General features: G+C 69.4%; 27 protein-coding genes. 11 read left to right on the top strand and 16 right to left on the bottom strand.

Annotation, left to right across the window (positions count from 1 at the left end; all coding sequences use genetic code 11):
- The first annotated feature begins 50 nt into the window (after positions 1-50).
- Complete coding sequence (locus ACFWY5_RS08625; protein WP_379630950.1) at positions 51-725, top strand: HIT family protein; 675 nt, start codon at positions 51-53, stop codon at positions 723-725.
- 24 nt (positions 726-749) lie between these two features.
- Complete coding sequence (locus ACFWY5_RS08620) at positions 750-1,808, top strand: thiamine-monophosphate kinase (protein ID WP_379630949.1); 1,059 nt, start codon at positions 750-752, stop codon at positions 1,806-1,808.
- Between the two features lie 4 nt (positions 1,809-1,812).
- On the opposite strand, the gene ACFWY5_RS08615 is transcribed toward ACFWY5_RS08620, so the two are convergent.
- The 9 genes from ACFWY5_RS08615 to ACFWY5_RS08575 all read right to left on the bottom strand — a co-directional run bounded on the left by ACFWY5_RS08615 (position 1,813) and on the right by ACFWY5_RS08575 (position 8,182).
- The gene (locus ACFWY5_RS08615; RefSeq protein WP_379630948.1) at positions 1,813-2,244 is read right to left on the bottom strand and encodes a hypothetical protein; all 432 of its coding nucleotides are present in this window, start codon (positions 2,242-2,244) and stop codon (positions 1,813-1,815) included.
- Between the two features lie 36 nt (positions 2,245-2,280).
- Complete coding sequence (locus ACFWY5_RS08610) at positions 2,281-2,712, bottom strand: nitroreductase/quinone reductase family protein (protein WP_379630947.1); 432 nt, start codon at positions 2,710-2,712, stop codon at positions 2,281-2,283.
- Positions 2,713-2,747: 35 nt separating this feature from the next.
- On the bottom strand, positions 2,748-3,275 hold the full coding sequence (locus tag ACFWY5_RS08605; RefSeq protein WP_379630946.1) for a hypothetical protein: 528 nt from the start codon (positions 3,273-3,275) through the stop codon (positions 2,748-2,750).
- Positions 3,272-3,829, bottom strand: a complete 558-nt coding sequence (locus tag ACFWY5_RS08600; protein ID WP_379609920.1) for a TetR/AcrR family transcriptional regulator — start codon at positions 3,827-3,829, stop codon at positions 3,272-3,274. The genes ACFWY5_RS08605 and ACFWY5_RS08600 overlap by 4 nt, the downstream gene beginning before the upstream one ends.
- A 21-nt stretch (positions 3,830-3,850) precedes the next feature.
- A complete protein-coding gene (locus tag ACFWY5_RS08595) occupies positions 3,851-4,570 on the bottom strand; it encodes a hypothetical protein (RefSeq protein WP_379630945.1) in 720 nt (239 codons plus the stop codon).
- A 76-nt stretch (positions 4,571-4,646) separates the two neighbouring features.
- The gene (locus tag ACFWY5_RS08590; RefSeq protein ID WP_379630944.1) at positions 4,647-5,486 is read right to left on the bottom strand and encodes an LLM class flavin-dependent oxidoreductase; all 840 of its coding nucleotides are present in this window, start codon (positions 5,484-5,486) and stop codon (positions 4,647-4,649) included.
- Complete coding sequence (locus ACFWY5_RS08585; protein ID WP_379609917.1) at positions 5,483-6,313, bottom strand: GNAT family N-acetyltransferase; 831 nt, start codon at positions 6,311-6,313, stop codon at positions 5,483-5,485. Before ACFWY5_RS08585 ends, ACFWY5_RS08590 begins: the two co-directional genes overlap by 4 nt.
- A 38-nt stretch (positions 6,314-6,351) precedes the next feature.
- Positions 6,352-6,699, bottom strand: a complete 348-nt coding sequence (locus ACFWY5_RS08580) for an STAS domain-containing protein (protein WP_379609916.1) — start codon at positions 6,697-6,699, stop codon at positions 6,352-6,354.
- Positions 6,700-6,727: 28 nt separating this feature from the next.
- Entirely contained in the window at positions 6,728-8,182 is a 1,455-nt protein-coding gene (locus ACFWY5_RS08575) for an LCP family protein (protein ID WP_379630943.1), read from the bottom strand.
- Between the two features lie 82 nt (positions 8,183-8,264).
- On the opposite strand from ACFWY5_RS08575, the gene ACFWY5_RS08570 reads away from it, so the two are divergent.
- A complete protein-coding gene (locus ACFWY5_RS08570) occupies positions 8,265-9,281 on the top strand; it encodes a glycosyltransferase family 2 protein (protein WP_379630942.1) in 1,017 nt (338 codons plus the stop codon).
- Here the strand turns inward: ACFWY5_RS08570 and ACFWY5_RS08565 are convergent.
- Together ACFWY5_RS08565 and ACFWY5_RS08560 are read right to left on the bottom strand one after the other, a co-directional pair.
- Complete coding sequence (locus tag ACFWY5_RS08565) at positions 9,244-10,971, bottom strand: CDP-glycerol glycerophosphotransferase family protein (RefSeq protein WP_379630941.1); 1,728 nt, start codon at positions 10,969-10,971, stop codon at positions 9,244-9,246. The two genes, ACFWY5_RS08570 and ACFWY5_RS08565, sit on opposite strands and share 38 nt — an antisense overlap.
- Positions 10,972-10,991: 20 nt before the next feature.
- Complete coding sequence (locus ACFWY5_RS08560) at positions 10,992-12,383, bottom strand: SDR family NAD(P)-dependent oxidoreductase (protein ID WP_379630940.1); 1,392 nt, start codon at positions 12,381-12,383, stop codon at positions 10,992-10,994.
- A 95-nt stretch (positions 12,384-12,478) separates the two neighbouring features.
- On the opposite strand from ACFWY5_RS08560, the gene ACFWY5_RS08555 reads away from it, so the two are divergent.
- From ACFWY5_RS08555 to ACFWY5_RS08530, 6 genes are all read left to right on the top strand, one after another.
- Positions 12,479-13,933: a CDP-alcohol phosphatidyltransferase family protein gene (locus ACFWY5_RS08555; protein ID WP_379630939.1), complete on the top strand. Its 1,455-nt coding sequence runs from the start codon at positions 12,479-12,481 to the stop codon at positions 13,931-13,933.
- 11 nt (positions 13,934-13,944) lie between these two features.
- On the top strand, positions 13,945-14,553 hold the full coding sequence (locus tag ACFWY5_RS08550; RefSeq protein WP_379609910.1) for a DUF5941 domain-containing protein: 609 nt from the start codon (positions 13,945-13,947) through the stop codon (positions 14,551-14,553).
- Positions 14,554-14,631: 78 nt separating this feature from the next.
- Positions 14,632-15,363, top strand: a complete 732-nt coding sequence (locus ACFWY5_RS08545) for a sugar phosphate nucleotidyltransferase (protein WP_379609909.1) — start codon at positions 14,632-14,634, stop codon at positions 15,361-15,363.
- Positions 15,364-15,374: 11 nt separating this feature from the next.
- A complete protein-coding gene (locus tag ACFWY5_RS08540; protein WP_379609908.1) occupies positions 15,375-16,433 on the top strand; it encodes an iron-containing alcohol dehydrogenase family protein in 1,059 nt (352 codons plus the stop codon).
- Positions 16,411-17,178: a CDP-alcohol phosphatidyltransferase family protein gene (locus ACFWY5_RS08535; RefSeq protein WP_379609907.1), complete on the top strand. Its 768-nt coding sequence runs from the start codon at positions 16,411-16,413 to the stop codon at positions 17,176-17,178. Before ACFWY5_RS08540 ends, ACFWY5_RS08535 begins: the two co-directional genes overlap by 23 nt.
- 187 nt (positions 17,179-17,365) lie before the next feature.
- On the top strand, positions 17,366-18,247 hold the full coding sequence (locus tag ACFWY5_RS08530) for a glycosyltransferase family 2 protein (protein WP_379630938.1): 882 nt from the start codon (positions 17,366-17,368) through the stop codon (positions 18,245-18,247).
- Here the strand turns inward: ACFWY5_RS08530 and ACFWY5_RS08525 are convergent.
- A complete protein-coding gene (locus ACFWY5_RS08525) occupies positions 18,244-18,951 on the bottom strand; it encodes an acetoacetate decarboxylase family protein (RefSeq protein ID WP_379609905.1) in 708 nt (235 codons plus the stop codon). The two genes, ACFWY5_RS08530 and ACFWY5_RS08525, sit on opposite strands and share 4 nt — an antisense overlap.
- Positions 18,952-19,040: 89 nt before the next feature.
- On the opposite strand from ACFWY5_RS08525, the gene ACFWY5_RS08520 reads away from it, so the two are divergent.
- Both ACFWY5_RS08520 and ACFWY5_RS08515 read left to right on the top strand, forming a co-directional pair.
- Positions 19,041-19,496 (top strand): RNA polymerase sigma factor, encoded by a 456-nt coding sequence (locus tag ACFWY5_RS08520; RefSeq protein WP_379610118.1) that lies wholly within the window; start codon positions 19,041-19,043, stop codon positions 19,494-19,496.
- Complete coding sequence (locus ACFWY5_RS08515) at positions 19,496-20,413, top strand: hypothetical protein (protein ID WP_379609904.1); 918 nt, start codon at positions 19,496-19,498, stop codon at positions 20,411-20,413. The genes ACFWY5_RS08520 and ACFWY5_RS08515 overlap by 1 nt, the downstream gene beginning before the upstream one ends.
- Here ACFWY5_RS08515 and ACFWY5_RS08510 read toward each other — a convergent pair.
- The 4 genes from ACFWY5_RS08510 to ACFWY5_RS08495 all read right to left on the bottom strand — a co-directional run bounded on the left by ACFWY5_RS08510 (position 20,410) and on the right by ACFWY5_RS08495 (position 26,054).
- On the bottom strand, positions 20,410-21,318 hold the full coding sequence (locus tag ACFWY5_RS08510; protein WP_379609903.1) for a glycosyltransferase: 909 nt from the start codon (positions 21,316-21,318) through the stop codon (positions 20,410-20,412). The two genes, ACFWY5_RS08515 and ACFWY5_RS08510, sit on opposite strands and share 4 nt — an antisense overlap.
- 108 nt (positions 21,319-21,426) lie before the next feature.
- Positions 21,427-22,569 carry an acyltransferase family protein gene (locus tag ACFWY5_RS08505; RefSeq protein ID WP_379609902.1) on the bottom strand — a complete coding sequence of 381 codons (1,143 nt, stop codon included), beginning with the start codon at positions 22,567-22,569 and terminating at the stop codon, positions 21,427-21,429.
- A 171-nt stretch (positions 22,570-22,740) separates the two neighbouring features.
- On the bottom strand, positions 22,741-24,339 hold the full coding sequence (locus ACFWY5_RS08500; RefSeq protein WP_379630937.1) for an LCP family protein: 1,599 nt from the start codon (positions 24,337-24,339) through the stop codon (positions 22,741-22,743).
- Positions 24,340-24,572: 233 nt separating this feature from the next.
- Positions 24,573-26,054: a hypothetical protein gene (locus ACFWY5_RS08495; protein WP_379630936.1), complete on the bottom strand. Its 1,482-nt coding sequence runs from the start codon at positions 26,052-26,054 to the stop codon at positions 24,573-24,575.
- Positions 26,055-26,156 lie beyond the last annotated feature (102 nt).

The raw sequence follows: 26,156 nt of genomic DNA, 5'->3' as shown, positions 1-26,156 counted from the left end.
CGCCCGACAGTCGTTGAATTGTGCCGACTGGATTGATGATGGGATGGTCAGTGCCTGAGCCAGCAGGGTTCTGCGTCGGCTCCGACTTCTGTCAGGAGCTCGGCGGGGCGGCGGACACCACCTTTCGCCGCGTCTATGGCGGGCGGCCCGCAGAAAGGGTCGTCAGCCAGGGCGCGACGGTCAGCCTGCTGGCCGACATGTCGCCGCTGACCTATGGACACCTGCTGCTGGTTTCCAATAGGCACTACGTCAGTTTCGGCGAGGTGATGGCGGAATGCGCGGAAGCGGTCACGCAGGCGCTCGGCGAGATTCTTCCGCAGTACCAGAAGAGCTTTGGCGAACCGGTCATCATGGAGCATGGTTCAACAAAGAGGATGAACGGCTCCGCCTGTATCACTCATGCTCACCTTCACCTGTTGCCGCTACGGTTCGCGCAGGTCGATGCGGTGATGAAACGGGACGGGCTCGCCTCGGCCCCGATAGACGGGATCGCCGGTCTGCGGCGGCTCGGGCTGGCCGGCCTGCCGTACTTCTATTGCGGGGACGGCGACACGCATCGGGTGTACGGTGTGGCACAGGCAACGCCGCGACAGTATCTCCGTTCAGTGGCTGGGCGATTACTCGGCATAGATGCTCCTGAATGGGATTACGCGGTCGTCGTCAGAAAGCATCTTCTCAGCGCGACCATAGAAGAGACGGCCGACTGGCTTGTTCCATTGCCGTGAAACGCCGACTGAGGGTGTGATCTCATGCAGGACGCCGGCACCACATCAGATGAGCCGACACGGCTGGCCAACATCATCGGTCCCATGTTCATCGGGCAGTCCGGCTGGACAAAGGAACTGCCTGGCGGCGCAAGGGTCGAACTCATCGCCGGCGCCGACGCGCAGGACGACTGCGCGGTCTTCCGGGTGGACGGGCCGATGGAAATTGTTCTCGGCTCGGATTATGTACGCGGGCCGAAATTCCATCTCTATGAACTGGGCCATCTGTCGAACTACGACATCGGCTATTACCTGGCGATGGCCAACCTCAGTGATGTCGCGGCCATGGGCGCTCTGCCGATCGCGCTCCTGTCGGTCATCAGGTATCCCAAGTCGCTCTCGGACGCGGATTTCGCCGTGGTCATGGAGGGCATCAGGGACGCCTGCCGCGAGGTCGGCACGCTGAACGTGGGCGGCGACATCGGCAGTGCGGAAAGGATCATTCTGTCCGCCTCGGCCGTGGGGATCGTCGAGCAGGGAGGGTCTCTCCTGCGGGGTGGCGCCCGGCCGGGTGATCGTCTCTGTGTCACCGGGCCGACGGGGATCGCGGCGTCGGCGCAGCGGTACTTCAGCGGTGACGGATCGACCAGGCTGTTGCCCGAGCAGGAGGAGCTGCTGATCTCCGCGTGGCGGCGGCCGCGGGCGCTGGTGGGGCACGGGCGCTGTCTCAGCAGGAGCGGTGTGGTGACGAGCTGCCAGGACACCTCCGACGGTCTGAAGGCGGGCGTTCAGTCGCTCGCGGCGGCCAGCGGGGTGGGGTTCGTGGTGGAGGAGGCGGAGCTGCCGGTCGCCGACATCGTGGCCAAGGTCGCCGCGCTCACGGGGGGCGAGGTCACCTCGACCGTGCTGGGGGACTCCGTGGACTTCCAACTGGTCTTCACCGTCGGGGAGGACGACGTGTTGCGGCTCGCCAAGCTCTTCGCCGACCAGGGCTTCCAGCTGTTCGACATCGGCTACGCCACCGAGGAGCGAGAAGTCCGCCTGCGCCGCGCCGACGGCACGGTCGAGGATCTTCCCGGCGTCCCCTGGCGACACGCCACCTGAAGGGTCAGGCCTGGTTGTCTCGGGTCCAGATCTGGGTGGCTCGGGGGAGGTCCTTGATGGTGCCGCCTTCCGGGATCATGCCCCAGAGGAAGGGGATCAGGTATTTGGGGGGTTCGCCCAGGTGGGTGGTGAGTTCGTCCTCGGTGAGCTTGAGGGTGAAGACCGGGCCGCGTTGAGTGGCGTTCCAGCCTTGTTTCACGGCCTGGCGGATGCAGCCGGCGACCAAACCAGGGCGGACCGCTATGGTGCGTTCGCCCACGTGGTTGTCCGGGCGGCCGCAGGGGAGTGACACCATCAGGACGCTGCCGGGGTTCTCGGCTCGCTCGACGGCGAAGGTCAGCGGGGCCCGGTCGTCGCCGGGCCGGTGGCTGAGCTGCCAGCGGAAACCGGTGCCGTCGACGGTGATCGGTCGCGAGCCCTTCTTCGACATGGTCATGGCCTCGGTCTCCGTCCTCTCGATCGGGGTCGGAGACTATCGGACGCGCTCAAGGACCACGATCGGGATCTCCTGGATCGCGGCGACGGCATAGGGACGGTACGCGGGGGCGACGGCGAGCATCATCGCCCACAAGCGGGCGCGTTCGGCGCCGGTGGTGGTTCTGGCGCGGGCTGTGAAGCGCTCGGCGAGGATCTGGACGTCCACCTCGGGGTTCGCCACCGTGTTCAGGTACCAGTCCGGGAGCGGCGCGCCGTAGGCGCTGCCCGACGCGACCAGCACGTAGGTGTCGCCGTCCCGTCCGAAGAACAGTCCGGTACGGCGCCGCACCCCGCTCTTCCTGCCCACGGTCGTCAGGACGAGGTTGGTCACGCCGCCTTCCATGTAGCCGTCCCGGCCGTCCGTCGCCAGGTAGCGGCGGACGTGCTCGGCGACGGATCGGTCCCTGCTGTCGGTGGTCTCGGTCATGCGGCCATGGTGCGCCCCGGAGCTTCGGATTTTCTTCAGATCGGTTGGAGGTGGGCGAGCAGCAGCTTGACGAACAGCACGGGCGCGAGCCACCCGATCGCCGCCGGGATCGCCAGCGGCAGTGCCAGCCCGATCGCGAGCACGGTGCAGCCGAAGGCGACCGGCCGCCGTATGTCCGCGGGCACGCTGACGGTGATGACGGCGCCCCCGAGGGCCAGCGCGTAGACGACGGCGGCCGCGGTCCACGTGAATCCCGGTACGACCAGGGCGAGCAGGAACGGCTGCACATGGATGGCGACAAATCCGACATGGTGCCGCCAGGTACGGCCCGGCCGGTGGAAGTGCCGCTTGGCGGCGGTGGTGGCGTTGACGGCGGCCCCGCCGTACAGGTCGAAGGCCACGATCGCGACCAGCACGAGCGGCAGCGCGGACAGCCCGGCGCCATAGGCGAGCGCGGTGGCGAGAACGGCACCGGCCACCGCGGTGGTGTAGACGACGGTGCGGTCGCGCGGGGTGGCGCCGGGGGCGATGAGGCGCTCGTCGAGCGTGCGGAGGGTGCTCATGCGCGCTCCCTCAGGCCCTCGACCACGACTTCCAGGACGGGTCCCGCCAGGTCGGCGATCGGTACCTCGGGGTCGACGAGCCACTGCAGCACCACGCCCTCGATGGCGCCGACGATGACGGTGGCGTGCGGCAGGCCGAGGCCAGGGCGGATCTGGCCGATCAGCTCGGCGATGGCCTCGCGGTAGGCCTTGTACGCGGGGCGCATGTGATCGGTCGCCCACAGGTCGAGCAGGGTTCTGGCCAGATCGGGCGCGCCGGCGATCACGTCGATGGTGCCGCGGACCAGCAGGCCCAGGCGTTCCAGCGGCGGATCCGTGCTGTTCAGGGCTTGGCGGAGGACGGCGTCGGCGTCGGCTGTGTACTGGGAGAAGGCGGCTTCGAGGAGGGCGTCGCGGCTGTCGAAGTACAGGTAGACGCTGCCCTTGGCGATGCCGGCCTCCTCGGCGACGTCGTCGATGCGCGAGGCGGCGAAGCCCTTGCGCGCGAAGACGCGGACGGCGGCGGCCAGGATCTCCTGCTTGCGGGCCGCCTTGTCCACTCGTTTCGGTGACATGAGCCTATTATGACTGACTGGTCAGTCACTGTAAAGGACTTTGATGTTGCCGCTTCCGCTTCTGGCCGTGATCGTGTCCGGGCCGTCGCCCTTCTTGACCTTGGTGCTGACCGAGCCGTCCTGGCTCTTGGCCACCACCTTGTACACCCCGTCGGGCACCGAGGTCACCACCCCGCCGTCCCGGGAAAGGACGTCCACGTTCGTCGGCCGTACCGCGAACTGCAGGTGGATGGCGCCGAAGTCGGTGCGCACGCGCACCCGGCCCGAACGCAGGCGCTCCCCGGTGACCGCGCCCTCGGTCCGCAGGCGCAGGGCGCCAGCCATGTCGATCACGCGGATCGTTTCCGTCGCCGCGATGTCGACGTCCTGCGACAGGCCGGTGGCGATCACCCCGTCGCTGCCCTCGACCACGAGCTTGATGTCGGGCGGCACCGTGATCAGGTAGCGCCCGCCGCAGTCGCCCATGACCATGTTGCAGTTGGCGCTGAGCCGCAGCACGTCCCCGGACAGCGACCAGGAGGAGTTGCCGGCTTCGGCCGCCTTGCCCTTGAGCCACCGGTCGACCTTGACCGCTCCGGGCGAGCCCTTCTCGACCCGGAGCCCGCCCAGCGACGACTTGATCGTGAGCGTGCCACCGGTGTGGGTGAACGTCTGTGCCGAATGCTGCTCGGGCGCATCGAGTTCCACGCCGCAGCCCGCGAGGAGCGCGATGCCCGCGGCCATCACCGCGATTCGTCTCATGGAAGAGATCGTCGCGCGGCCGCCGCCGCCCGCCATCGGCCGCGCGACCGACCCGGCATCGGCCGAACGGCCAGATTCACAGGGCCTTGAGAACCTCGTGCACGTGCCGCAGCGGGGAGGAGCCGACCGGGCGCAGCACGACGGTGTCCACGCCTGCCGACCACAGCGCCCGGATGTGGGCCACGGCCTGCTCGACGCCGCCGACCGCCATGGCCACCTCCTCCGGCGCCACCTTCAGGAACTCGCTGTACTCGGCCACGATCGGCCGCGCCACCTGCTCGGCGTCGTCGCCGACGTACAGGTGAGTGAAGGCGACCAGCTCGTGCGGCCCGTCCGCGGCGATCCGCGCGCGCACCCACGGCACCCGCGCCGCGCCGAAACCCTCGGGGATGATCGTCCCGTCGGCCACGCGCCCCGACAGCGCGAGCGACCGGGGGTTCAGCACCCCGGCCAGCACGGGCGGCGGCTCGGCGGGCGGGTGGACGAGGGAGACACCGTCGAGGTGGACGGTCTTGCCGTCCACGACCACGCTCTCGCCGCGCAGCAGCGCCCGCACGCTCGTGATCGTCTCCTCCAGCAAAGCCAGCGGAGACGGTACGGCCGCGCCGGCCTGCCGCATCCACGCCTGGACACCGTGCCCGACCCCCGCGGCCAGGCGACCGGGGTGGAGCCTGGCCAGGTTGCCGAACTCCATGGCCAGCAGGGCCGGGTTCCGCAACGGCGCGGGCGCGATGCCGAGCCCGACGCGCAAGCGCGAGGTGGCGGCCAGGGCGGTGGCGGCCGAGGAGATGCCGCCGGTCCAGCCGAGGTCCTCCACGACCCACAGGTCGTCCACGACGGTGGCGTCGAGCTCGCGGGCGAAGGGGACCAGCCGCTCGGGCGGCAGGTCGCGGTCGAACATCACGCCGAGTCTCACGGGGCCCTCCAGTAGTAGCGGAACAGCCTGCCGACCTCGGAGTACCCGGCCCGCAGGAAGGCGTTGGACGTGGGGGTGTTGGCCACGTCGGTGGCGGCCACGATGCGCTCGACCCCGGCCTCGGCGAGCGTGCGGGTGCCCTGGGCGAGCAGGTCGGAGACGTAGCCCTTGCCGCGGTGCTCGGGTACGACGCCGATGTAGGCGATGGAGTGGTCGTCGGGGGCGACCAGGCCGACGGGCTCCTCGGCCGCGTAGCCGATGACGAACCAGTCGGGCTTGCCCTTGCGGTTGATCAGGTCGTCGTACATGGACCTGGCCTCGTGCTCGGGGCCCGCGGTGGCCAGCTCGACCTGGGTGTCGTGGTCGAGTGAGCCTTCGGAGACGCGTACCAGCACGTCGAGCACCTCGCGCTCGGTGTGCTTGCGGGCGGGGCGGTAGGTGAGCCGGCCGGAGTCGGCGGGGATGTCGCTGCCCGAGCGCCATTCCAGCCGCACCCGCTCGACCTCCAGCGTGAAGCCGGCGCCCATCAGCGCGTCGTGCTCGACCGGCCGGTCCACGGTGGGGGTCATCCCGGGGGAGAGGGCGATGTCATGGAAGATCTTGGTGATGCCGACGCCGGCCAGGCCGCGCCGTAGCAGCGCCGCGCCGGTGGCCGGGTCGGGGCCGGGGGAGAAGTGCCACGTGATCACCGGCTCTGCGCCCCGGTAGGGGGCCCAGAAGCACACGCGAGCGTCGCCGTCGGTGAAGCACCACTCGGGCCTGACCTTGCCCTCGTCATGGGCGGCGATGAGCTGGGAGCGCGCGGGCTCGGGGAACTGATCGAACAATGCGAAAGCCTCCACGGACAAAGAACGTCAGTGGGAGCTTAGGCCGCTGTGGTCATCGTGGCGCGCGCGGCCGTGACGGTGGCGCTGGTCTCGAAGTGCCGGTCGAGGTTGGTGATGGTGAGCAGGTGTGTGATCATGCCGGGTTCCACGACCAGGACGAGCCGCCCCGACATCTCCCGCACGTGGTTGAGCGCGCCCACGAGCACGCCGAGTCCGACGGAGTCGCAGAACGGGACCTGTGTCAGGTCGATCACGAGATGTGGAGGATCGGCGCCGCTCCACACCGCGTCGAGGGCCTCGCTGAGACGGGGCGCCCCGGAGACGTCCAGATCTCCACGGGCTTGGACGACCGTACAGCCTTCCTCGTGCCAGGACCTGACCTCCATGCCCGTCACCTGCCCGGATTGCTGGCTCTTATGCTTGTTTCCGGCAGATGTTCTGGGATGCGGTCTTCGTCGTAGGGGTCACGGTGGAGCTCGGCTTGGGGCTCGGCTCGCCGGACGGCTTGAGCTTCTTGATCTTCGGCTGGTCCGCGCCGATGACCACTTCGATGCCCGGGATATCGGCCTCGCGCAGCTCGGCGCCGGGGATGGCCGCCGCCACCGTACGCGCGGAGTCGGCCCGGCCGGGGCCGTACCGGATGATCGTCTTCTTGTGGTCCTTCTTCGTCGTGTTGCCCGGCTCGCCCGGCACCTGGAAGCCCGACTCCTTCAGCGCGGTCTTGGTACGCGCGCCCAGGCCGGTGATCAGCGTGCCGTTGAGCACCTTGACCGAGATGCGCTCCGGCGGGACGGTCGTCGTGGCGGACGGCGTCGCGCTGGGCGTGGGCTTGGGCGTGGGCTTGGCGAGGTCCTCGTCGGCGGCGATGCGGCGGAACAGCTCCTTGGCCGCGTCCTTCTCCCACAGCACGGCAGACTCGCCGGTCGGCGTCTTGAAGTCGAGGTTGGCCAGAGGGACGGTGGCGAAGCGCACGTCGTCGAGCGACACGTCGCGCATCTGCGTGGCCAGCCCCAGCAGCCCGTCGTCCGGATCGATCTTGATGGTCCTGAGCGTGGAGTTGACGAACGCGGCCAGCCGCGCCGGGTTGCCCAGCGTGCCGGCGCTGAGCGCCTTGTTGAGCAGCGCCGAGATGACCTGCTGCTGGCGGTCGATGCGGTCGAGGTCGGAGCGGACGGTGGCGCGGGTGCGCGCGTAGCCGAGCGCCTGGGTTCCGGCCAGCTCGTGGGTGCCGGCGGCGAGGTCGAGCCCGGTCTTGGGGTCGTTGATCGGCACCGGTGTGCACACGGTCACGCCGCCGAGCGAGTCGACCACGTCGATGAAGCCGAGAACGTTGACCTCGATGTAGCGGTGGATCTTCAGCCCGGTCGCCTGTTGCACCGCCTTGACCGCCAGCGGCGCGCCGCCGAACTGGTAGGCGGAGTTGATCTTGTGCTGGCCCTTGCCGGGGATCTCGGTCCAGGTGTCGCGGGGGAGGCTGACCACGGTCACCTTGCGGTGGTCGGCCGACAGATGGATCACCATCATCGTGTCGGTGCGCTCGCCGCTCTCCCGGCCCAGTTTCAGCTGGTTCTGCTGGCGGCGGGTGAGGTTGTCGCGCTTGTCCACGCCGACCAGCAGGATGTTCATGGCGCTCGTGGGTGCGGACTCGGTGATGCCGGCGTCGACCCCGGCGATCTGGCGCGGCGTCGCCCACACCACACCGGTGCCGACCAGCACCGCCGTCGACAGCGCCCCCGCGATCAGCAGGTTGCGCCGCCGGGCCTTGGCGCTCTTGGGAGGCTTGCGCTTGCGGCCGCTCGCGAGCCTGACGCCGCCGTAGGCGTCGCCGCCCACATGCACTCCCGCGTCCTCCTCGCCCGGCCCGCCCATGCACTGCCCCCTTTATCCTGCCGGAGGGATCTGGCTTTCGATTGCCTTCCTCCCCTGCTCGTACAGTAGCGTGAGGCCCGCCATGAAGCAGTTGCCCGACTCGCCGCACGCGCACGCGGATACGCGCGCCTGGCCACCCATCTCCGTCGTCATGCCCATCCTCAACGAGGAGCGGCACCTCCAAGAGGCCGTCGACATGATCCTGTCCCAGCGATACCCGGGCGAGATCGAGGTCGTGCTGGCCGTAGGACCCTCCCATGACCGGACGCAGGAGGTCGCCGACGCCATCGCGGCGGCCGACCGGCGGATCACGGTCGTCCCCAACCCCACCGGGCGCACCCCCAACGCGCTCAACGCCGCCATCGGCGCCTCCCGCAACAAGATCATCGCCAGGGTCGACGGGCACGCCATGCTGCCCGACGACTACCTGCGCGTGGCCGTGGAGACGCTGGAGGAGACCGGCGCCGACAACGTCGGCGGCATCATGGCCGCCGAAGGGATCACGCCGTTCGAGCAGGCCGTCGCGTGCGCGATGACCTCCAAGATCGGCGTCGGCGCCGCCGCCTTCCACGTCGGCGGTACGGCCGGCCCCGCCGACACCGTCTACCTGGGCGTCTTCCGCAGGGAGGCGCTGGAGCGGGTCGGCGGCTACGACGAGCACTTCCAGCGTGCCCAGGACTGGGAGATGAACCACCGCATCCGCCAGACCGGCGGGCTCGTGTGGTTCCAGCCCAGGATGCGGGTCTCCTACCGGCCGAGGCCCAACGTGAAGGCCCTGGCCAAGCAGTACTTCCACTACGGCCGCTGGCGCCGGGTGGTCTCCCGCACCCACGAGGGCACGATCAACCTGCGCTACCTCGCCCCGCCCTTCGCGGTGCTGGCGATGGCGCTCGGGCTGATCGTCTCGCCGTTCTTCCCCCTGGCGCTGATCGTCCCCGGCGGCTACGCGCTGGCCATCGTGGCCGGCTCCGCGCTGACCGGCAGCGGCCTGCCCGGGGCGGCCAAGCTCAGGCTCCCGGTGGTCTACGCGACCATGCACGTCTCCTGGGGCTGGGGCTTCCTCACGAGCCCGAGAAAGCTCGCTCGACCGCAGCGTTGAACCGCGTGCGGGCATCCGGCTCGTCCGGGCCCAGCAGGTAGGCGCGCAGCTTCCGCCGCGCGCCCGCCAGCGCGTCCTCCCCGTCCAAGAACCCGGCCAGGGCCGCGAGGTCCTGGCCAAGCAACACCCCGGCGCCGGTCGTCGGATAGCGCTCGTGGAAGGCCTTCTCCGCCATCCCCGACACGTTCGTCACCGCGTACGGCTTGCCGCTGGCCAGGAAGTCGGCCACCACGCTGGAGATGTCGGTGATCATCATGTCCGCCTGGTTGAAGCACGCGTACAGGTCCGGCTTCGTCACCACGAGGTGCTTGACCGGCGCCCTGGTCGTCCCGCCCGACGGGTGCCTGGCCTTCGACCTGGCCAGTTCGGCGGCGTCCAGCATCGCCACGATCTCCGCGTGGGCCCGCGCGGCCGCCTGGTCCCGGTGCCCGGTCAGCGGATGCGGCTTGTAGATCACCCGCAGCTCCGGCTGGTGGTCGAGCAGCGCCCGCACGATCCGCGGCCCCATCGTGGTCAGCGAGGTGTGGTGCAGGTCGTCCGTCCATCCCTCCCAGGTCGGCGCGTACAGCACCGTCCGGTACGGCAGGCCGGGCCCCTCGGCCGAGATCCCCTCCAGCTGGGGCCGCCCCACCTCGTGCACGTTCTCGTCCCGTACCCCGACCCTGGCCCGCCGGTACCGGTCGCGCCCGGCGGGACCGGCCACCCACACCTCGTCGTAGACCCGCGAGAACGGGTTGAACGACGCCTCCTTGTCGCTGTCGCCGTGCCCGACGAAGACGCTGCGCAGGCCGGGGATGCGCAGCATGTGGATGTTCTTGCCGACGTTGGCCACGTACAGGCACACCCGGGCGCTGCCCAGCGCGTGGAAGCCCATGAGGTCGGCCGACGACGGGATGCACAGGACCGGCAGCGTGGTCTGGCCCAGCCGGTCGGCCAGGCCGCGCTCGCGCAGGACCACGATGGCCCGGCGGTCGATCCGCTCCAGCGTGGCCAGCCACATCCTGGCCTGGTAGGCGGCCTCGTTGGCGCCGCTGAAGTAGAGGATGACCTCGGGGTGGTAGTCCCTGACCTGCTTGCCGACGACGGCCAGGATGCGGGGGGCGTCGGTCAGCGGGGCGGCCCGCCGTACGTAGGGGATGAGGAGCAGCACTCCGGCGCAGCCCAGCAGCAGGCCGAGACCCGCGCCCGCGGCGGCGGCCAGCCCGCCCAGGGCGGCGCCGAGCACGGGCAGGACGTCGAGGTAGAGGAAGCGCACGCCGCGGTAGTTGGTGAGGAACCCGGGCGGCGTCTTGGGGAGGTTGAGCGCGGTGACGTCCAGGTGGCGGGTGGTGACCGGCATGGTGGCGACGGTCTGGCGCAGGCGGATGGCCAGGCTCGTCTGCACCGCCCGGACCCCGTGCATCGCGAACAGCCCGGCGGCCAGCGCCGCGAGCCACGGCGAGCCCGGGGCCGTGGTCTTGGCCACGAGGATCACCGCGGCCATCTCCCTGATCACGAAGCGCACCGTGACGCCCAGGTGCACCCGCGAGAGCATGTCCACGAACGGCCTGGCGACCCGGGCCGCGAGGTGCTCGGCGAGGTAGGAGAGCACGGCCACGGCGGCGAACAGCAGCGGGTGCGGCCACAGGGCGGCCAGCAGCAGGACCGGGTAGCTGCCCAGAAGCACGGCCTTGACACAGAGTCTCCGCATGCGTTCGGACAGTAACAGCTTTAGGTCCCGTCGAGCCGGACGTCGATCACCTGGCCCGTCAGATCGGAAATCAGCACGTCGAGTGAGGTCTGGGCGACGGCGCGCGGAGACAGCAGGGTGTGGGCGGGTTCCTCCCCGAAGGCGCGCTCGCGCATGGGCGTGCTGGTGCGCTCCGGGTTGACGCAGTTGACCCGGATGCCGTCGTCCGCCCACTCGTCGGCCAGCGCCTGGGTCAGGTTGACCACCGCCGCCTTCGTCGAGGAGTAGAGGCTGTAGTCGGCGCGGCCCCTGGTGTAGCTGGAGGAGGTGTAGAGCAGCAGGCAGCCGTTGCTGTCGCGCAGGTACGGGTAGGCGGCGCGGGCCACGTTGACCGGGCCCAGGTAGTTGACCCCGACCGTCTCGGCGATCGTCTCGTCGGTGACCTCGGCCAGCTTGCCCATGTGCAGCACGCCCGCGGTGTTGACCACGTAGTCGACCCTGCCGACCTGGGCCAGCGCCTTGGCCACCGAGGCGAGGTCCTCGACCCGCACGCCGTTCTGGGTGCGCGAGAAGGAGTGCACGTCGGCGCCGTGGCCGCGCGCGAGGTCCACCACGTCGGCGCCGATGCCGTAGCTGCCGCCGAAGACGACCACGCTCCGCCCGGACAGCGCCTCGCGGTAGTCGCGCGGCTGCGGCGCCGGCGCGCCGGCCGCGGCGAGCTGGAAGAGCTTGTCTGCGATGTACACGTCGACCGGGTGCGTCACCTTCATGTTGTGCTCGCTGCCCGGCACGATGTAGATCGGCACGTCCGGCAGGTAACGCAGCACCACGCCGCAGTCGTCGGTGGCCGGCTGCTTGTCGAAGTCGGGGTCGGCGAAGGCCCGCTCGTACGCCTCGCGGATCACCGACAGCCGGAAGCACTGAGGCGTCTGCCCGCGCCGCAGCCGCGACCGGTCGGGGATGTCGCGGATGATCTCCCCGCGCGGTCCCGGCACCGCCACGACGACCGTGTCGGAGCTCGGGATGGCCACGTCCACGGCCGAATACGTCTCCAGGGCCCGAACACACTCGGTGAGGATCCGGGGCTCCAGGAGCGGTCTCACAGCGTCGTGCAGGAGCACGTTGCACTCCTGCGGGCCGAGCGCCTTCAGCGCCCGCCACGTCGTCTCCGTACGGCTGGCGCCACCCTCAATGATCTTGCTGACCTTGCCGTAGCGACCCCGTGCCACGATCTCCTCGACCTGGTCGGTGAAGCCGGGAGTCATCAGCACCACGATCTCGTCGATCTCCGGCGCGGAGTCGAACAAGGCCAGCGTGTGCTCCAGGATCGTCCGCCCGGCGATCTTGATCAGCTGTTTGGGCGTGTTCAGCCCGACACGCTGACCGACCCCGCCGGCGAGAACCACCCCTACAGAGCGCAACCGAGAGTCCATGCCGCGAGCGTAACGGTCTTGTTCCGTGATATCGCGTCGTCAGGTCGCTACGCTGTGTCCACGCACTCCCTCGCGACTGGGAGGAGACCTGCGCTTTGCCCGATTCACTCACGCGAGAGACCACCGCCGCATCCGTGGTCGTACTCGCCACGACACCGGCCGCCACGCTCTCCTGCGCCGACGGAACCCTGCTCGACCGGATCAGCGACCAACTCGTCACGTTGCCCGTGCGCGACGTGCAGGTGCTGTCGTCCGGCAACGGGCTCAGCTCCGACCTGCGCGGCGTGGCCAAGCTGGCGCGCGTCTCCACCGGTCCCGTCGCGGTGCTGCCCGCCGACCTGGTCGCCCACACCGAGGCGCTCGCCCTGGTGCTCGAACATCCGGCCCGCGACTCGGCGGCGCTGGTCAGCCACGACCCGTCCGCCGCGCCCATGCGCCCGCCCGTGCGCGTCGAGGGCGGCAAGGTCGTGGCCGCGGGCAGTTCCTTCCACCTCGTCCCCGAGGCCAACGCCACCTTCCGCGGCGTCCTTCAGGCCGGCGAGGCCGACCTCGGCTGCCTGGCCGAGGTCGCGGAGGAGCTCGCGGAACTGGCCGAGACCGGCAGGCTCGGCCCGGTCAGCCCCGTCGAGGCGATCGACCTGCTGCTGGTCGGGCTGGTCCGCTACGGCGTGCGGATGCGCGCGGCGGCGATCGGCCCGCTGCACAGCGATCGGGTCACCGCGCAGTCCTCGGCCGACAGCGCCATCGAACGGCTGTCGGAGGTGGACGAGTCGCGGGTGCGGCTCAACTTCGCGGTCAAGGACGACGACGGCTTCTTCTCCACCCACTTCGTCTCCGTCTGGTCGCGCTACCTCATCAGGCCCGCGGCCCGGCTCCGGCTCACGCCCAACGCCATCACCGGGATCTCGATCGGGCTGGCCGTACTGGCCGCCGTGTGGTTCTCGGCGGGCACGCGTGAGGCGCAGGTCGCCGGAGCGGTGCTGCTCTACCTCTCGTTCGTGCTCGACTGCCTCGACGGGCAGGTGGCCCGCTACACGCGCACCTTCTCGCCGCTCGGCTCGTGGGTCGACGCGATGGCCGACCGGCTGAAGGAGTACGTCGTCTATGTCGGGCTGGCCATCGGGTACGCGGCCGGGCTGCCCTGGACCGGCGGCCCCGGCGGCATCTGGTACCTGGCGGCGGCCGCGATGATCCTCCAGGTGGTCAGGCACACCATCGACTTCGCCTTCGGCGGCGCGGTCTCCGACGCCGCGCGGATCGGCTCGTCCTTCGCCCGCCCGGCGCGCTCGCTGCTGGAGTCGGCCGACGGCGGGCGCTACGCCGTGCCCAAGCAGGGGGTGCTCGGCCTGGCCCAGCGCATGGAGCGGGAGAGCGTCCTGCGCTGGCTGAAGAAGATCATCGTCCTGCCGATCGGGGAGCGGATGGCGCTGATCGCGATCACCGCCGCGGTGTTCAACGCCCGCGTCACCTTCCTCTGCCTGCTCCTGTGGGGCGGCGTGGCCGCCCTCTACTCGCTCGCCGGGCGGATCGCGAGGTCGATGGCGAAGTGATCACCATTCACATGACCAGGGTTCCCGCCAGCACCGTCGTCGCCTACCGCGACGACGGGCCGCTCTCGCGCGGCATGGGCGCGCTCGTCGCCGGGCAGCTGCCGCCCCTGCCGCCGCTCATCGCCGGCGCCTTCGTCACCGGCATCCTGCTGGTGGTCGGCGTCGGCGGCGCCAACGGTCTCGCGGTGTTCGCGCCGGCGGTCACGCTGCTGCTGGCCGGCCCCGGCAGCAGCGCGCCGCACGACGGCCGGCTCGACTGGCTGTGCCCGCCGATCCTGCGGGTCATCGAATACGCCTTCGTGGCCAGCTGCGGGTTCGGCCACGGGGTCCACCCCGTGCTGATCTTCATGCTGCTGGGCGCGATGGCCTTCCACCACTACGACCTGGTCTACCGGATCAGGCAGCGGGTATATCCGCCGCCTTGGCTGACGACCTTCGGCCTCGGCTGGGACGGGCGGATGATCGCCGTCTCGCTGGCCGTACTCGTGTCGCTGCCGACGGCGGGGTTCGCGCTGCTGGCCGTCTATCTCTGGTTGCTGTTCGGCTGGGAAAGCGTGACCTGCTGGCTCGCCGCGCCCCGGTCTGGGGTGGAGGCAACGGATATGGGAACACAGGACTAAGAGCGGATTACCCTCGCAGGGCGAAAAGGCAACTAACCTTTGGGGCCTGGAGAATCACGCTCGACTGAGGAGTGCACGTTGCTGGGAATGGTGCTGGCCGCTGGAGCCGGACGACGCCTGCGCCCGTACACCGACACGTTGCCTAAAGCGCTCGTGCCGGTCGACGGTGAGACCACGATCATGGACATCTCGCTGCGCAACCTCGCCGAGGTGGGACTGCGCGACGTCGTGGTGATCATCGGTTACGCGGCAGGGGCGGTCGAGGAGCGCAAGGCCGCGCTGGAGGAACGCCACGGCGTCAACCTCACGCTCGTGTACAACGACAAGGCCGAGGAGTGGAACAACGCCTACTCCCTGTGGTGCGCGCGCGACTACTTCGCGCAGGGCGCGCTGCTGGTCAACGGCGACACCGTCCACCCCGTCTCGGTCGAGAAGACGCTGCTGTCCGCGCCGGAGACCAGCGACATCCTGCTGGCCGTCGACGACGTGAAGAAGCTGGCCGACGAGGAGATGAAGGTCATCCTGGAGGGCGGCTCGCTCAAGCGCATCACCAAGCTGATGGACCCCGCCGAGGCCTACGGCGAGTACATCGGCGCCACGCTGATCCGCCCCGCCGCCGCCGACCGCCTGGCCGACGCGCTCAAGACCACCTTCGAGCGCGACCCGCAGCTCTACTACGAGGACGGCTACCAAGAGATGGTCAACCGCGGCGAGCAGATCCACGCCGCGCCCATCGGCGAGGTCGACTGGGTCGAAGTGGACAACCACGACGACCTGGCCAAGGCTCGCACCATAGCCGTCAATTACTGAGGGAGGCGCAGATGCCGCTTCTCGCGAGGATGCTGCCCGCGCCGCTCACCATGGAGGTACGGCGCGGCGCGGTCGCCCAGCTGGGCGCGCTGCTCAACGACAGCCGGGTGGCCACCTCCGGCAGGGTCGCGGTCGCCGTCGGCCCCGGCCAGGGCGACCACATCGAGGGCCTGATCGCCCCCACGCTGGATCAGGCCGAGGTCTTCCGCGTGGCCGACGGCTCCGTAGACGCGGCCGTCTCGCTCGGCGCCGACCTGCGCAAGGGCGCCTACGAGGTGGTCGTGGGCGTCGGCGGCGGACGCACGATCGACGCCACGAAGTACGCCGCGTCGCTGGCCGGCATCCCCATGGTCGCGGTGGCCACGAACCTCTCGCACGACGGCATCTGCTCGCCCACCGCCTCGCTGGTCTACGAGGGCGGCAAGGGGTCGTTCGGCGTGCCGATGCCGCTGGCGATCCTGGTCGACCTGGACTTCGTCCACGCCGCGCCCGAGTCGCTGGTGCGCTCGGGGGTGGGCGACGTGATCAGCAACCTGTCGGCGATCGACGACTGGCAACTGGCCAACGTCGAGCGCGGCGAGCCGATCGACGGGCTGGCGTGCTCGATGGCGCGTACCGCGGCGGAGGCTCTGATCGGGCGTAGAGACTCCATCGAGACCGACGCCTTCCTGACGGTTCTGGCCGAATCCTTGATCTTGTCGGGCATGTCGATGGTAATCGCAGGGTCATCCCGTCCTTCCAGTGGCGGGGATCATGAGATCCTTCATGCCGTGGATCAGCTTTTCCCCGGCACTTCCAATCACGGCGAGCTCGCCGGGATCGGCACCGCGTTCTGTTATTTCCTGCGGGATGACGCCGGCCGACTCCAGCAGGTCGTCGACTGCCTGCGGCAGCACCGGTTGCCCGTCACGCCCGGTGACATCGGGCTGAGCGCTGAGCAGTTCACCGAGGCCGTCATGCTGGCGCCCTCCACCCGCCCGGGTCGCTACACGATCCTGGAGCACATGCGGCTGTCGGAATCCGAGGTGCGTGGACGGGTGGCGGACTATGTCCGGGCCTTCGGTAGCTGAGCTGCGCGCGGTAGCCCAGCCGGAGGGCCACCTCGACCGCAAGAACGGCGAGCACTGGGCGGGCGTGCTCTACATGCGCGCGATCTCGATCCGGGTCACCTGGCTGCTGGCCAAGACCCGGGTCACGCCGAACCAGCTCACCTGGGTGATGACGATCGCCGGCGTGCTGGCGGGCTTCGCGATGGCCCTGCCCGGGATCTGGGGGGCCTTCCTGGCCGCCCTGCTCGTGCAGGTGTACCTGCTGCTCGACTGCTCCGACGGCGAGCTGGCCCGCTGGACCGGCAAGACCTCGCTGACCGGCGTCTACCTCGACCGGGTCGGCGCCTACTTCACCGAGGCGGCCGTGCTGGCCGGCCTGGGCTGGCGGGCCTCCGAGGTGCTGCCCGACTGGTACACCGTGATGGGCTTCGCCGCCGCCCTCGGCGCGATCCTCATCAAGGCCGAGACCGACCTGGTCGACGTGGCCCGTGCCAAGGGCGGGCTGGATTCGGCCAGTGAGGCGTCGGTGGGGCAGTTCCGCTCGGGGCTGCTCGGGCTGGGCCGGCGCATCCTGTCGGCCACGAAGTTTCACCGGATCGTGCAGCCGATCGAGCTGTCCCTGCTCGCGCTGGGCACCGCCGTGATCGACCAACTGGCGGGAAACCTGACGGCGACCCGTGTACTCACCGTAGCCTGCCTGATAGCCGCGGGACTCCAGATGGTGTTGCACCTGGTGAGCATCTTGGCATCGAGGCGGCTTGCGTGAGCCCCCTTCGGAACCGCTCAGGCTCGGCGTCCGTCGTATTGATCGGACGTCCGCCGTTCGGTGGGGGTTCACCCACGGTTCCGATACGCTTAGCTCCACCAATATCAGGAAATATGCATACCAGCAGACTCGGTGATCATGAAAGAATGCTCCGCTCGTGCTCTCAACGCGTCAAGGTGATGACCCGTTGAAGATCTCGTGCGTCATCCTCACCATGGGCAACCGGGTCGCGGAGCTGAACCGGGCGGTCGATTCCGCGCTCAACCAGGTCGACGGCGACGTCGAGGTGGTGATCGTGGGCAACGGGGCCGACGTGCCCGAGGTGACGGCGACGCCACCCGAGGGCTCGGCCGCGATCGTGAAAGCGATCCGCCTGGAGCACAACACCGGCATCCCGGCCGGACGTAACCGGGGCGTCGAGGAGTGCTCGGGCGACGTCGTGCTGTTCCTCGACGACGACGGCTGGTACGCCAACCAGAAAGTCGTCGCCCACGTACGCGACCGCTTCGCCACCGAACCCGATCTGGCCGTCATCTCCTTCCGCGTCATGGACCCGGAAGGCGGCGTCGGCCAGCGCCGCCACGTGCCGCGCCTGCGCGCCGGTGACCCGCAGCGCTCCTCGCCGGTCACCACGTTCCTGGGGGGCGCCTCGGCCATCCGCCGTTCCGCCTTCCTCCAGGTGGGCGGGCTGCCCGAGCGCTTCTTCTACGCGCACGAGGAGACCGACCTGGCCTGGCGGCTGCTCGGCGAGGGCTACCGGATCGAGTACGACGCCGAGACCGTCATGTACCACCCGCAGGTGCCGCCGACCCGCCACGCCGACTTCTACCGGCTCAACGCGCGCAACCGCGTGTGGCTGGCCCGGCGCAACCTGCCCTGGCCGCTGGCCGCCCTCTACCTGGTCAACTGGGTCGTGCTCACGCTGGTGCGCGAACGCTCCGGCACGGCCCTGAAGGCGTGGTTCACCGGCTTCCTTGAGGGCCTGCGCACCCCCGCGGGCGAACGCCGCCCGATGGCGTGGAAGACCGCCTGGCGCATGGTGAAGCTGGGCCGCCCGCCCATCGTCTAGAGGTCCACCGCGGCTCCGAACGACATGCTCGCCCGCTCCACCGTCGTGCTCAGCAGCGCCCGTTTCGGCAGGCCCAGCTCGCTCAGCTCCTTGGCGATCGGGTGGTTGCCCAGCCTGACCAGGGCGCCTCCCGGCCGCAGCCGTACGCCCCTCGCCGACATCTCTGCGGGGATCTTCCTCGTGACGCCGTCGCGGTGGGTGTAGGCGGTCAGGGGTACGGCCGGCCTCGGCACCGGGAAACCCGGCTTCAGCAGCAGGTCGATGACCAGGCGGCCGTCCTTGCGGACGATGCAGCGCTTGTAGGGGGAGGACAACCTCAGGTCGATCTCGGCCAGCTCCTTGGGGAATCCCCACATCGAACGGCCGGCCTCCATCGTGAACGACTGGTCCACGGGTAGCCAGTGGATGAACGCCGCGGCGTTCCGCAGATCGGACAGGCCCGCCGCGCCCGCCGTACCTGGTTGGCGGACCAGGAACGCCACCCCGAACTCGTGGTAGGTGTCCAGGTCGCCGTCACGGTAGTCGACGAAGATCAGCGTGCAGATGGCCTTGCCGGGGAAGACCTCGGCCACGTCCAGTCCCGAGTAGGCGATCACCGCGCGGGCGGCGTCGGCGCGTACCGGGTACATCGTGCTGCAGACCGTCGCGTCTCTCACCCGGACGGGCAGAATCACCGTTCGGCCCTGGATCAGATGCGATGCCATGCCTCCAGTACATCAATCACGAAGCGATGTGACCATTCCTGTCCGGATCCCGTCTGGTGTGATGTGACTGTCCCAGGAACGCGGAGGCCATCATCATCGAGGAGCTCTATCGCGAGCACTGGCCGCTCGTGTGCGGGTTCCTGCTGCGCCGGACCCGCGACCCCCACCTGGCCGAGGACCTCGCCCAGGAGACCTTCGTCAAGGCCACCCGGGCGATGCTCGGCTGGCGCGGCGAGAACCCGGCGGCCTGGCTGCTGGTCATCGCCCGCAACGTCCTGCTCGACCACGTGCGCCGCAGGCGGGTCGAGCTGGCCTTACCCGATCCGGACGAGCTCGGCGTCCCCTCCATCGGGTCCCGCGCCCTGGAGGTACGCGACGCCCTCGACCGCCTTCCGCCCCAGCATCGGAGGCTGCTGGAGCTGGTCTACCTGGAGGGCTTCTCCATGGTCGAGGTGGCGGCGATGACCGGCAAGAAGCACAACACGATCAAGACAGCGGTGTGGCGGGCCCGGGCGGCCTTCGCCGAGATCTACGGAGCCCCCTGATGAGCGAGCTGGACCTGCCCGACTTCGACCCCAAGGCCACCAGGAAGGCGGTGCGGCGCGGGCTGGTCAAGACGGCCTCGCTCGTACTGGCCGGGCTGCTCGCGCTGACGCTGGTGCTGGTGGTGGCGCCGATCCTGGTGCAGAAGAGCGGCGGGCGCGAGGACCGAATCTATGACGTGTACGGCACCGCGTTCAAGATGTACAACCCCGGCTACCGGATCGAGCTCGGCGAGTGCTGCGACACGACGCCCTGGTCGTCGAGCCTCCCGCTCGTGGCCAGCCAGCTCAGGGCCCAAGGCGGGTTCAACAGCAGGGTGGAGGTGCCCTACAAGATCACGACGAATCTCTTCGGCGGGCTGGAGCGCCTGCCCCTGGGCAACTCCGCCAACACCTCGGTGTCCACGGCGCTGAGCATGGTCGGCCACAGGTCGCCCATCGACAAGGACGGCGCCCGCGAGGTCCTCGCCGGGCTGCCGAAGAGCATGCGGGTCATGGCCCTCGTGGAGTTCAACCAGCCCGCCACGGCGGAGCAACTGGTCGCCTTCGGCAAGGCATACCAGACCTGCCCCGAGAAGATCGTCTACGAGGCCCGGCCCGGATCCGTGCCGATCACCTTTGGGTCGATCATGTGGGATCGCACGCCGGTCCCGCAGAAGTCGGGCATGTGCTATGACATCCCGCCGGACGTCCTGGCGGAGTTCCGCTCCTGGGACAAGATCCTCCGCGACTCCGACGCGGCCGACCTGCGTGCCTTCGACCTCACCCTCGAACGCGTCCGCAAGGCCGCCAAGGACGGGCTCGCCTACGCCTACATCGACGGTGGCGTGCCGGTCGAACGCCTGCGCAAGCTGCTGGAAGATCCCCGGGTGCGCGCGGTGGGGCTCATCGACGCGACCTTCGACATCGTCCGTTTCTAGACCGCCAGAGAGTGCGCCACCCCTGCCAGCGACTCCATGCGGGCCACGAAGGCCGGGGCGTGGTCGGGCCAGTGGTGGTGCAGGCGGGCGTAGGTGTGGCCGCGGGCGCCCATGTTGGCCCTGCGGTCGGGGTCTTCCTTGAGGTCGAGTACGGCATGCCGTACCGAGTCCACGTCAAAAGGGACGACGAGCCCGCAGCGAGCGGTCTGCACCAGCGTGCCCGACTGAGGCGTGGTGATGACGGGCACGCCACGCCCCATGTAGTCCAGCACCTTGGTCGGTACGCCCGTGACGTCGGCGGGCGCCAGGGAGATGCCGGCCAGGGCGCCCTCGACCATGCGCAGCGCGTGGCGGTTGGGCACATGGCCGTACCAGTCGAGCAGGCCGACCCGCTGGGCGTCGCGCAGCAGCACCCGCGCCTCGCGGTCGGCCTGGCCGATGAGGTCGAGGCGGATGCCGTGCGGCACCAGACGTTCGGCGAGTGCGATGAGCTCGGCGGCGCCGCGCTCGGCCGTCAGGCGACCGAGGTGGACCACCCTGGTGTCGCCGGGAGGGGGAGGGGCGGGCGACACCAGAGTGGCCTCTGGCACCACGGATGGCGAGATCACGTGGTGGCGGCGCTCCGCGCGTGCGGCCCGCCGGGAGTCGGCCGGTTCGCGTACGTCCCAGACCACCGGCGGATGCCGGTAGGGCAGGGCGCGCAGCAGGTCGGCGTCATGCACGAGAAGCAGGTCCGCGCCTCTGACACCGCGGCGCAGGGCGGCCCGCGCCCTGCCGTGCCCGGCGCCGCGCGGTACGTCGATCGCGGTGATCGGCTGCGGTGGTGTCACGTTGAAGTAGGTGAACGGCGCCACGTACGTGATGTCGTGGTCCGCATCGAGGAGTGCGCGGATCTGCCGATGCATGATCCTGGCATCCTCGGGATGATGGTCAATCGTCGCGACACATACCCGCATGTCTTTGATGCTGAGGTTTGCCCGGGTCAGTCAGGTGAAGGGCGGTGGAACTGACGATTAACTTCCGGAGGGACGGCGGTATAGCCAGGTCAAGCGTGGCTCAAGGACCCACTTGAAGACCGTCCGCGTCTCGGGCAGGCACAGGACGATGGCCAGGGCGAACGCGCTGGAGGCGATCGCGAGCACGCCCAGCGGTCCCTGCAGCCAGGGCAGGTCGAGCCAGCCCTGGTCCTTGGCGATCAGCACGGGGATGCCGTGGAGCAGATAGGCGTAGAGCGTGCGGGTGCCGAGGTCGGAGTACCAGGTCTCGCCGCGCGGGACCAGCGACAGTACGGCGAAGCACATCGCCAGCGAGCAGGCCAGCAGTCCGGTGCGCACGCCGAGGCCCATCCACCACGACAGGTCCATGTCCTGGTAGCTGTGCTTGAAGTAGAACGGCTTGAGCGTGGGATCGAACCGGGCCACCAGGATCGCGCTGGCCGCGGCGCCGACCAGCGTGACCGCCGAGACGATCTTGATCCACCTGCGGTTGAGCAGCTCGAAGTGCTCGGGCTGCATGACCAGGCCGATCACGAAGAAGGGCAGCAGGCCGAAGAAGCGGTCCATGCTGAAGTCGCCGCTGATCTGGGAGAACCCGGCGAACAGGTAGATCGCGATGGCGACCGGGATGGGGAACTTCATCCGCTTCCACACCGGCGTCGACAGCCGCCAGAACAGCAGCGCCAGCAGGTACCAGTTGAGCCACGCCGGATCGATGATCGTCAGGCTCCACTTCTGCCCGACGGCGGTGCGGAGCACGGCGTAGCCGACCTCGACGATCACGTACGGGATGACGAACGTGTCGACGAGCTTGTTGGTCTTGGCGTTGGAGTTCCAGAAGTTACGCGACAGGTAGCCGCTGATCAGCACGAACAGCGGCATGTGGAACATGTAGATGAAGATGTACAGCGACCGCGAGGAGTCGGTGTTGAGCGTCGGCACCAGCGAGTGGCCGACGACGACCAGCGCGATGAGCACGAACTTGACGTTGTCGAGATACGGGTCGCGCTTCTTGGCCGGCGGCGGCGCCGGCTCCTGCTCGTCCTTCTCCTGGCCCCAGAAACCCGCGTCCTGCCCCGGCAGCGGCCACCGGTTCTTGGCGTCGGTGCTGTCCTGCTGCTCGATGGTGGTGGCAGGGACGGAGGACCGGGTGTCAGTCACGTGGCAGACGCTCAGTTCGTTCGGGGTCGGGGGAACGCGACCGCCTGTCTCGACTGACGCCTGGACGACGTCGTACGAGCGCAGTCGCCGACCTGACAACTTTAGCGCCGCGGGACACTCCTGTCTCTGAAGGAGCGCCAAGAAACCCCGTATCCACAGGGAACTTGGAGGTTAGGTGCACACGTTGGACTGGTTTGCACTCACAGTGTTCTGCTTGACGTCTTCGGAGACCTTTGTCACCTTTACGCCCTTCCAGTCGTCGCCGACGATCAGCTGGATCACCGGCGGCTTCGCACCGCCGACGGGCTTCGCGGGCGGGACGGTGGAGGTGTAGGGCTCGGTGGTCAGCGGCTTCACGCCGCCCTTGGCCGGGGTGACGGCCGGTGAGGTCGCCTTGCCCACGACGCCGGCGTAGTCCTCGCCGTTGGTGGCCTTCTTGCCGTAGCGCAACTCGGTCTTGGCCACGCTGCCGGTCGCGGGCTTGTAGTTGCCCAGGCTGACGACCCGGAAGCCCTCCTTGGTGAGCTGGTCGGCGACCTCCCTGGCCTTGCCCTGGGTGGCGGTGCCGTTGAGTACCTGGACCTCGACCTGCTCGGGCTTGACCGTGATCTTCGGCTTGGCCGAGCCGGTGGGGGTGGGCTCGGGCACCGCGATGTCGACGTCGGTCTTGATCATGTTGAAGAGCTCGTTGGCGGCGGGCTGCTTCCAGACCACGCGGTTGGGGTCGGTGGGGTCGGCCCCCCACGGCACCGTGATGAACTTGACGTCGCCCGCGGTCATCTTCGCCGCGCTCTGCGCGATCTGGATGAGCTTCTCCGGGTCGTCGGCCAGGCCCGGGTCCATGGTGACCGACTTGCCGGCCGCCTTCACGAAGGCGGACAGCGCGGGCACGTTCGTCAGCAGCTCGCTGCTGGTGGCCTTGGCGACGACCTTGCCGAGGAAGAGCTGCTGGCGGCGGATGCGCTGGATGTCGCTGCCGTCGCCGTAGTTGCGCAGGCGGACGAAGCCGAGCGCCTTCTCGCCGTCGAGCATGCTCTTGCCCGGCGGCAGCACGAGCTTGGACTTCTTGTCGTTGACGCCGCTCTTGAGGCAGATCTCGATGCCGCCCAGGGCGTCGACGATGTTCTTGAACCCGCTGAAGTCGACCTCGGCGAAGTGCTGGATGCGGATGCCGGTCAGCGTCTCCAGGGTGGTCATCGTGCAGGCGATGCCGCCGGAGTTGTAGGCCGCGTTGATCATGTCCCGGTGAGGCGGCATGATCGCGCCGGTGGTCTCGTTCTCACAGCGCGGGATGTCGACCATCGAGTCGCGCGGGAAGCTGATGAGCTTGGCGCCGTCGCGGTTGGGCGAGATGTGCATCAGGATGATCGTGTCGGTGCGCTTGCCCGCGCCTCTGCGGGCGTCGAGCTGGCCGTAGCGGGCGTTGCCCTGGCCGTCGCGGGTGTCGGAGCCGACCAGGAGGATGTTGAGCGCCCCGGAGGAGTTGGCCGGGCGGGCGTTGAGGATCTTGTCGTCGACGCTCTTCTTCTGGATGGCGCCGATCGCGTCGCGATAGATGGTGTAGCCGGTCAGTGAGCCGGCCACGACCACGCCGGTGAGCCCGATGCTGACCCAGGCCAGGATGCGCATCTTGTTGGGCCCGCCGCCGCCCTTGGCGCGGCGGCCGCGGGGCGGCTGGTCGTCGGGGGGCGGAGGCGGGGACGCCGCGCGACGCGGGCCGCGCATGCCGCCCGGGTCGGTCTGAGCGTTCCTTCTGTCCTGGACGGACACACTCCGATGGTCACTCATACGCCCCCCTCAGCTCCAACACGGCCCTCCTCTGTTCGAAGAATTCGCCAGGCCGTATCCAGCTGGCTCGGTCGCACACTTGCGGCACGAGACTAGGTCACGTACGGCGTGCCAGGAGCCATGAATGACCGAATCGGTCGTGACCCCAGCGTGATGTTACAGGGCCAAAGCATACTCAGACCTGGACATTTCGTGGAATATCAGCGTGAAAGTCTTTACTGTTTTGCCAGGTCGGAGCGGCTGCGAAGGGCCAGGGCAAGACATGCCAGCGGTACGGCCGGCAGCACGTACCGGTAGTCGAATTCGGCCACCGCAGCCGGGACCACGAGCAGCGCCACCGCCGTTGACCAGGGCACGAGCCACTCCAGTTCCGGTCGGCGCCGGATTACGGACAGGGCGGGCGGCACGAGCAGCACCACCAGCAGGACGATCCCCGGCAACCGCGCCACATCCTGGTAGGCCCGCAACCACCCCGCGTACGGCTCCACCACCCGGGTCGCGATCGGCCCGCCCTCGTAGCGCTCGGCCAGCTGGGCGCCCAGTTGCGCCGCGTGCCTGCCCGGCGGGCCCGGCTCCCGCGACGGGAACTCGTAGTAGTCGTAGATCTCCTGGTCGGGGTAGACCGGGCGGCCCCAGGTGAACGTACGGGCCAGCTCGGAGGCGATCGAGGCGGCGTAGTCGAGCGGCTGCGAACCGATGGCCAGCAGGGCGAACCGCCCCGCCAGGGCGTCGTTGGCCCGCGAGAACGTGATGCCGGGCAGCCTGACCAGCGGGGTGTCCTGCGACCAGACGTACTCCTGCGAGGGCGGGCGGCGGTCCGGCGGGCGGGGGTCGCAGAGCACGCGCAGGTCGGGCGGCGGGTCCATCTTCTGACAGTCGGCGAACGACTGCGTCCTGGCGTAGAGGAAGACGCCGTTGGCGCCGACCAGGCCGACGCGGTCGTAGGTGGCGTAGAACCAGCCCATGTACGCCATGACCGGCACCAGGGCGGCGGCCAGCAGGACGCCGGTCAGGGCGAGCTGCCTGCGGATCAGGAACCAGCAGGCCAGCAGCACGACCAGGGGCTGGCCGATCGTCCTGGTCAGGGTGGCGGCGGCCAGGAGAAGACCGACGGCGGTGGCCGTGCGCCAGGTCATCCGATCCCGGATCGCCAGCACGACGGCGGCGGTGACCAGGAACATGAACAGGGTGTCGGAGACCAGCAGATGTTCCAGCTCGATCTGGTACGCGTCCAGGAGGACCGGGACCGTCGCCAGCGTCCTGATCCAGGGGCGGGCCCTCCTGGCGGCCAGGTAGATCATGACCGCTACCGCGAGGCCCATGAGGTGCTGCACCGCTGTGACGGCGGCGAAACTGCCGAACGGTTCCAGGAGCTTGAGGAACATGGAGTACCCGGCCGGGCGTACCAGGTCGGGGCGGGGGCGGAAGACGGTGACGATGTAGGTGTAGGAGTCGGGGAACCACAGGGCCGGACGGAAGCCGAGCATCGCCAGCAGGCGCAGGACGGCTCCTGCGGCGAACAGGCCCACGAACCAGCGGTGCTGCTTGGCGGCGGCCCGGACGGCGATGTTCGTGGCGCGGCTGAGGACCGCGGCCGCGGCCTTGGCGGCGGGCCTGCCGAGACCGGATTCTTCCTGCGCCCGATCCGCTGCTTCTTCCGGCGCCTGAGCCGTTGCCTTTTCGGATGCCCGAGCCACTGCTTCTTCGGGTGCCCGAGTTGCTGCCTTTTCGGGCGTCTGAGCCGCATCTTCTTCCGGCGTCTTAGCCGCTGCGCCGGGTTGGTCCGGTGTCGCCTCCTT

It is taken from the genome of Nonomuraea sp. NPDC059007 (assembly GCF_042740555.1).
Lineage (GTDB): Bacteria > Actinomycetota > Actinomycetes > Streptosporangiales > Streptosporangiaceae > Nonomuraea.
The sequence above is the reverse complement of the archived record's forward strand: the minus strand, read 5'-3'. Positions and strand labels throughout refer to the sequence as shown.